This is a genomic window from Neorhizobium sp. LMR1-1-1.1 (assembly GCF_040675795.1).
Classification (GTDB): domain Bacteria; phylum Pseudomonadota; class Alphaproteobacteria; order Rhizobiales; family Rhizobiaceae; genus Neorhizobium; species Neorhizobium cellulosilyticum.
In genome coordinates, this window is sequence record NZ_JBEGHE010000043.1 from 1 (window position 1) to 4,579 (window position 4,579).

The 4,579-nt window shown below is 55.0% G+C and carries 2 protein-coding genes, 2 tRNA genes and 4 pseudogenes; 3 read left to right on the top strand and 5 right to left on the bottom strand.

The window, feature by feature from the left end:
* Nucleotides 1-482: 482 nt before the first annotated feature.
* Nucleotides 483-558 (bottom strand) — tRNA-Asn (locus MRBLMR1_RS23090).
* Between the two features lie 341 nt (nucleotides 559-899).
* Here MRBLMR1_RS23090 and MRBLMR1_RS23095 point away from each other — a divergent pair.
* A tRNA-Lys gene (locus MRBLMR1_RS23095) sits at nucleotides 900-975 on the top strand.
* 453 nt (nucleotides 976-1,428) lie between these two features.
* On the opposite strand, the pseudogene MRBLMR1_RS23100 reads toward MRBLMR1_RS23095, so the two are convergent.
* Nucleotides 1,429-2,277: pseudogene (locus tag MRBLMR1_RS23100) on the bottom strand (IS110 family RNA-guided transposase); the annotation flags it as partial.
* A gap of 7 nt (nucleotides 2,278-2,284) precedes the next feature.
* Between MRBLMR1_RS23100 and MRBLMR1_RS23105 the strand changes: the two are divergent.
* A pseudogene (locus MRBLMR1_RS23105) lies at nucleotides 2,285-2,533 on the top strand (IS110 family transposase); the annotation flags it as partial.
* A 270-nt stretch (nucleotides 2,534-2,803) separates the two neighbouring features.
* Nucleotides 2,804-3,265, top strand: a pseudogene (locus tag MRBLMR1_RS23110) (IS110 family RNA-guided transposase); the annotation flags it as partial.
* Nucleotides 3,266-3,429: 164 nt separating this feature from the next.
* Here the strand turns inward: MRBLMR1_RS23110 and vapC are convergent.
* From vapC to MRBLMR1_RS23125, 3 genes and pseudogenes are all read right to left on the bottom strand, one after another.
* Nucleotides 3,430-3,831 carry a type II toxin-antitoxin system tRNA(fMet)-specific endonuclease VapC gene (gene vapC, locus MRBLMR1_RS23115; protein ID WP_148148833.1) on the bottom strand — a complete coding sequence of 134 codons (402 nt, stop codon included), beginning with the start codon at nucleotides 3,829-3,831 and terminating at the stop codon, nucleotides 3,430-3,432.
* A complete protein-coding gene (gene vapB / locus MRBLMR1_RS23120) occupies nucleotides 3,831-4,061 on the bottom strand; it encodes an antitoxin (protein ID WP_148148832.1) in 231 nt (76 codons plus the stop codon). Before vapB ends, vapC begins: the two co-directional genes overlap by 1 nt.
* Before the next feature lie 291 nt (nucleotides 4,062-4,352).
* A pseudogene (locus MRBLMR1_RS23125) lies at nucleotides 4,353-4,579 on the bottom strand (hypothetical protein); the annotation flags it as partial.

The following is a 4,579-nucleotide window of genomic DNA, read 5'->3' on the forward strand; positions in this document are numbered from 1 at the left end:
ACAGACCGTCCCTAAACCCTAAAGCTCAAGAACCGTCCGCGAAAACCCGCCGACCACGTTTCTCTTTCTTCTCATATTCAATTGTCAAATAACCGACGATCCATAACCCGAAAGCCTAAACCGTCACCAATCACAGAGCCAAACCGCAACCCGGCCCTAATCAGTATTCGCTGATTATTGGATGTTTCCGAAGCGACAATCAGCTTGCTGGCCGATGCCCCGCTTCAGTGGTGCGGCTTATAAGGGCGAGGCCGCGGCACCGTCAATGGGGAAAAGTGCGAATGTTGAGAATAAATCTATAAGAGGTTGATTTGAAAAGATAATGTCCGCTCCGCCGTGTGAGGGCGATAATTTCCGCCATTTGCAAGCGCCATTCCAGACACTTTGTCTATGCCAATGCAGTCGAAACTTTTGTATGAAAGGAAGCTCGTTTTCAGCCTTCCCGAAGCTACGTTGAATTCGCATGAATGTCGACGACGCGATGGCTGGAATGGCAGGGCTCGAACCTGCGACCGGGCGATTAACAGTCGCCTGCTCTACCAACTGAGCTACATTCCAATGCACTTTCCTGACGCAAATGCTCGTGCCTCAGTGTTGGGACGCGCTGTCTACGTGCACATCGTTTGACAATCAAGCGTCGATTTTCCCCTCGGCGTGGAGGTGTGACCATGGGTGGAGTTGGAGGTAACGTCTGAGTTCGGGGAGAAGCACACTAGCCTGAGGCTTCGCGACGACGCGATCCCTCTCAATTGCGCAGGCAGCCGGCCAACAGTTAAAAACTCAGCGGAAGGTTCATATGAGATGCTGTCCCTCATCGCATGCTGCAGCGCACGATCCAGTCTGGACAAACCCCTAGGTCCATTCTATAGGGCCATCTGTCACCACTTAGATGGTGACGCGGGTGATTAGCTCAGTTGGTAGAGCAGCTGACTCTTAATCAGCGGGTCGTAGGTTCGAGCCCTACATCACCCACCAGTCTTATTCTTTTCATCGACGTTTCAATGTTGTTTCACGTTCTGACCGCCACGGAAAACTCCAGTTCCCTGCGAACCAACCTTTGGGATCAGAGCACGAAGAGCAAAGCCCCTGCGAAAGCCCGGGGGACACTTGGGTCTCGGGTCACTTGTCACGCTCTTGAGATCCCATATGTGGACGGCCCCTGACCCGCAAGATATTTCGAGACAATTTGATCTGATCGCTTGCGTTCATATGTCCGGCCTTTCGTGGCGTTCGCACATGGACGCTGGCCAAGATGGTTTCCGCAACACAGGTGCCAAACATCAAGACGGCCTTGAGGGGCCAATGGGATCTTCGGAGTATTCTGTGTCTCGGATCGATCGATCACACCATCTGCTATTATCTTGCAAGTTGTAGTATCGCAAACACGTGGCGAAGATCAGGACGGCTCGGCTGCTTGCGTCCCCATCTTCATGCAGCGAATCCCGGTATGGCCGGTCCTGATTTTGCGCTGTATGTCTCTCCCGAGACCATGAGTTTCCAAGCTATGCGCGCCATCTTGTTGGCGAGTGCGACAGCTGCCAATTTGGGCGGCTTTCGCGTGAGCAGTTCCGCTAGCCATCGAGAAGCCCTGCCAGACCGCCGCGCGTGATGAATGACAGCTGTTGCTCCAGCCACCAAAACGGCACGCAGAGCTTCGTCGCCGGCTCGCGTGATACCACCGAGCCGCAGCTTGCCGCCGGTCGAGTGATCTTTTGGCGTCAACCCTATCCAGGCTGCGAACTGACGGCCGGATTGAAAGAGCTCCGGAGCGGGTGTCTTCATGATCAAGAGAGCCGAACTAATTGGGCCAATACCGGGAATGGTGTTGAGGCGTATGCTGCGTTCGTCGTTGCGCTGCCATGCCTTGACCTTGGCCTCCACATCCGCAATCTTTTTCTCCAGTTCAGCGTATTCCTCGGCCTGGCTTATGAACAATTCCTGCGCGAGCTCTGGCACGGTTTTCTCACCTTTTATCCTTTCGAGCAGCATCGGAATATGTGCTAGCCCCTTAGCCGCGGAAATGCCGAATTCATTGGCGTAGCCTCGGATCGCGTTGGCGAGTTGGGTGCGGTTGGCGATCAGACGGATACGGACGCTGATCAGCATGAGTGCTGCTTGGTCATCAACTGTCTTGACCGGAACAAACCGCATCGTTGGGCGGGCCATCGCCTCGCACAGCCCTTCGGCGTCGGCAGCGTCATTCTTGTTCCGCTTAACGTAAGGCTTGGCGAGTTGTGGTGCGATCATCTTCACCTCATGTCCAAACGAGGCGAGTAACGTCAATCGCGAACAGGGTGTGTCCAAGGCGGGAAATCCGCGTTTACGAACAACCATGGTCGAGCTCGCTTGGCTGTGGTTGCGACATCAACCAAAATCGGCGCTAGCAATATGGTTCAAAAAGCGCGTCGCTAAGAACGCCGGCCGCATGAAAACGCCGATGATCGTGGCGCTCGCGCGCAAGCTACTTGTGGCTCTCTGGAAGTATGTGAGTTCCGGCGTCGTGATCGAAGGTGCGATCATGAAAGCCGCCTAACGCCGGAAGTGCTTAGGAAACGAAAAATCGAATCCTCAGGACCTGATCAGTCCTGATCGATCCAGGTGAACGGACCGGTGATCCTTTTGGCCTTCAAATGCCGATCTTGAGTTTGGCCCCGTTCTCCTGAGCCCGTGCCCGTCGAATGCGGGATAATGGTGCAGCCGCTAAGGCGGCGACCGGATGTGATGAGGTGGAACGGCCCGCTCCGACAGCATCTAGTGCTAAAACGTGGTCGTTGCTCGAACGCCACAAAGGAGGGACCGTTCCATGAAGCAAGTTAGCACAATCGGGCTGGATTTAGCCAAACACGTCTTCCAAGTTCACGGCGCCGACAATGAAGGTTCGGCCCTGTTCAATCGGAAACTGCGGCGCACCGAGGTGCTGCGCTTCTTCGAAAGACTGCCACCGTGCCTGGTTGGCATGGAGGCATGTGGTGGCGCGCACTATTGGGCGCGGGAGATTGCTCAATTCGGCCATGATGTGCGTCTCATTCCGCCGGCTTACGTCAAACCTTTAGTCAAGCGCGGCAAGACGGACGCGGCCGATGCGGAAGCCATCAGCGAAGCGGTGATCCGCAAGACCATGCGCTTCGTCCCCATCAAGACCGCCGAGCAGCAAGCGGATGCGATGGTCCTGAAGACCCGTGCTCTTCTGGTGCAGCAGAGAACGCAATCGGTTAACGCCCTACGAGCACATCTGGCCGAACTGGGCATCATCGCAGCCGGTGGATGTGATTCAGCTCCTCGTTTCGCGGATCTCATCGAGGCCAGCGGTCATGCACCGCCCAACGATTGACAAAAAACCTGATGTGATGGGATCAGAACTGCTGACCCGTTAGAGCCCGGTTTATCCTCGCCAGGATTGGACAGCCGGTCAGTAACATCAGAGTGATGTCAGACGGTCCAGTCTTCGATGCGCAAGCCGGCCACACGGTCAAACTCGCGACGGTTGTTTGTGACCATGATCAATCCACGCGAGCGGGCATGTCCAGCGATCAGCTGATCATATGGACCGATGGGCGTTCCATTCCGCGCAAGTTCAGCACGTAACTGGCCAGTATGGGTGGCTGCTAGCTCGTCATAAGACATAACTTCCAGGCGAGCTGCTAAGCCCTCAACCACGGCCAAGTTTCGTTCTGGGCTAGCCGACTTCTCTGCGCCATAAATCAGCTCCATCAAGCTCACTGAACTGATGCAAAGCTGGCCGCTGTGGCGATTGAACGCATCACGTACCTGCTGTGGTTTGTTCTTGATGGTGAAAATGCAGATGTTGGTATCCAACATATATTTTAACATTAGAAGGCTTCGCGCTCCTGCAACGCAGGCTGATCGCGCTCGCTCATGAAGTCGGCGGTTGCGTCAGTGCCTTCAAACCAGCTGTCCCAAACCTCACCTGCGGGGGCTATGATTCGAGTACGCCCGACCGCGACGATATCGACACGCTTCACATCATCCGGAAGAGCGACTGCCTTTGGAAGCCGGATGGCCTGGCTACGATTACTCTGAAATACCGCGCCCTGCTCCATGACATACTCCTCTGGCATCTACAGATGGGATATACCGAAATTAATGTGCGACAAAGGATATGTCAATGGGATATACGCCGCTACACGATAAGCAACCGTTAAGCTCTTGAACGGATACGAACTCACGACCAGTCAATTTCGCCGCCAGTATTTTGGTAGAACAGTGACTTAATTGTCGTCAGGTCAATCAAGCTCGATCAAACGATCACCGGTGTGCTTCATGTCACGCCACGTTTTGTACAAGCGGCTTCGGCGCGGCGCAGAGGCGTAGGCGCCATAGGTTGCGCGTTTTCACAGCTTGTCACGCTCTTCAGGCGCCGGCAGGGCTCGAAGGCTTCGTTTGGGATTGTTGCTTGATCGCTCGGTTCGTTGGGAAGGAGGGCGCTTTCGGTGCAAATTCCGAGGCAACCCGCCCCCTGATTCCGAAATGATGTCGCCCCCTAATTCCGAGAAATAGTCGCCCCCTCGTTCCGAGATGATGCCGCCCCCTTTTGAGGCATCTTTGAAGGATGTTGTGC

Bases quoted from the DNA above. Each gene is read 5' to 3' on its own strand.
- vapC (WP_148148833.1), bottom strand. From the start codon at position 3,831: ATGTTAAAATATATGTTGGATACCAACATCTGCATTTTCACCATCAAG.
- vapB (WP_148148832.1), bottom strand. From the start codon at position 4,061: ATGGAGCAGGGCGCGGTATTTCAGAGTAATCGTAGCCAGGCCATCCGG.